Annotated in this window: 2 pseudogenes; one reads left to right on the forward strand and one right to left on the reverse strand. The window is 67.2% G+C overall.

What is annotated here, in order from left to right:
- Positions 1-94: 94 nt before the first annotated feature.
- Positions 95-595, reverse strand: a pseudogene (locus ACFY3J_RS38770) (hypothetical protein); the annotation flags it as partial.
- Positions 596-1,147: 552 nt separating this feature from the next.
- On the opposite strand from ACFY3J_RS38770, the pseudogene ACFY3J_RS38775 reads away from it, so the two are divergent.
- A pseudogene (locus tag ACFY3J_RS38775) lies at positions 1,148-1,861 on the forward strand (N-acetylmuramoyl-L-alanine amidase); the annotation flags it as partial.

Raw genomic sequence — 1,861 nt, forward strand, 5'->3', positions numbered from 1 at the left:
CAGCGTGAAAGGGAGGTCGTCGTCATGTCCGGCAGATTCCCATGTGGGTGAACCACTCGATCCCCGAACGATCACCGAAGGTTTAATTTCAAGCTAAGGTCACCAGGTCGGTGGCCTTGGCCTGTTGAGCGGCCTTCAGCGATTTCGCCGGGGTCCCGGACCTTCCGGACAAGCGCAGCCCGCCCGGGTGGGCCTTGGGCTTGACAGCCCCGTCGGCACCCTGAACAAGGTCCAGGTCGACCTCACGCCACTGCCCCGTGGCCTCGTCCGTGAACCGAACGGGCCCGGCAGTGAGTTCCGTGGTGAGCGAGCCATCCTTGTTCACCCAGGTCGTCGAGGTCTCGGTGCGCTCGGACAGCGCCTCGACCCGCTTGCCGGACAGCCGAGCAGCAACGCGCGCCGACGGGATATCTGCGGCCTGGGTGGCGGCCGCGCTCTTCGGCTTCTTGGGGTTCTGCGGCGCGGCGCCGGCCGCTGCGTACGCACCGTCAAGGAGCGTAACGGCAAGGGCCAGTGACAGGCCTCCCGCTATCCAGCGAATGCTCCCCCCAGCCGAGGGCCGCTTGCGTCGATGGGCCGCATGATTGCGAATCATCCTGATTCTCCGGTTTATTCACTTCGCGAAAGCGTCACAGATGTGACGCTCCCGTGAAGGTAGCCGAAGTAAAAAGGGAGTAAAGGTGGCAAGTGAGAGGTAAAAGGATCTTGCTCGGCCAAGCCGAGGCCGTGACCTTTATCACCGTACGAATCCTTTCGAGCACGTTTAGTGGTCATAGATGCTCAGCGAGCAGCTGCTCTCCTGACCGGTCCGAAAGTTGACGAGCACGGCAACACCCAGCGAGAGGTGAAAGGATCTTGAGCCGGAGAATCAGAGCTGTGGTCTGAATCACTTGGCGGCTTGGGGTGTGGTGCTGCAACCCTTAGCGGATCTTGAAGGTCTGCTGGGTGGGTCGCCCCGCCCTGCCGGTGCGATGTGACCCCTTTTCTCGCCCCTCACAAAGGACATCGCAGATCAATCATGGGTAGACCTCGCTATATCTGGGGTACGGCTGCCGTGGTCACGGCAGGCTTTGTCGGAGGGCTCTTACTGACCACAGGCTCCGACCAGTCGGGCAACGGCCCCGATGCTGACGGCAAGCCGGGTCCGGTGAGGAGCCAGGCCCTCACCGCCGAGTTGCCGACGATCGAGAACGGCACCAAGGCGACTCTGAAGCAGGAGCGGACCGAGCCGTTCAGCATGCTCGGCATCACCTGGGGCGACCCCTCGTCGCGGGTCGAGGGCACGATCGAGGCCCGCACCCGTGCCGTGGGATCCGGTCAGTGGTCGGACTGGCTGCGGCTGGACGGCAGCGGTGGCCAGGGTGAGGCGGCCGCCGAGCGCGGTGGTACGGAACCGGCCTGGGTGGGGCCCTCCGACGGGGTGGAGGTACGGGTCACCGCGGGCGGGCGTACGTCCGATCGTCTGCCTGCCGGGTTGCGTCTGGACATGGTCGATCCCGGCAAGGGCGCCTCCGGCGCCCCGAGCAGCACCGGAGCGATGGAACCGGCGGCCTTCCAGGTCGACGCGCCCGACGATCCGTCCGAGTCGCCCGACCCCACGGAGGGTCAACCGGCCGACTCCCCGCCGGCCGAGACTCCGGCCGTCGACGATCCCACCACCGATCCGGCCGAGTCCGAGACCCCGGCCGAGTCCACCCCGCCGAGCCAGGCGCCGAGTTCTTCCGCACCGGCCTCCCAGCCCCCGTCCACCACCCCCAGCCCGAGCGCCGGCGCCACCGCGCCCGCGGGCCCCCCGTCCACCGCGCCCAGGCCGACCATCGTGTCGCGGGCCGGGTGGGGCGCCGACGAGTCGATCAGTCCC

Source organism: Streptomyces sp. NPDC001231 (genome assembly GCF_042896885.1).
Classification (GTDB): Bacteria; Actinomycetota; Actinomycetes; order Streptomycetales; family Streptomycetaceae; genus Streptomyces.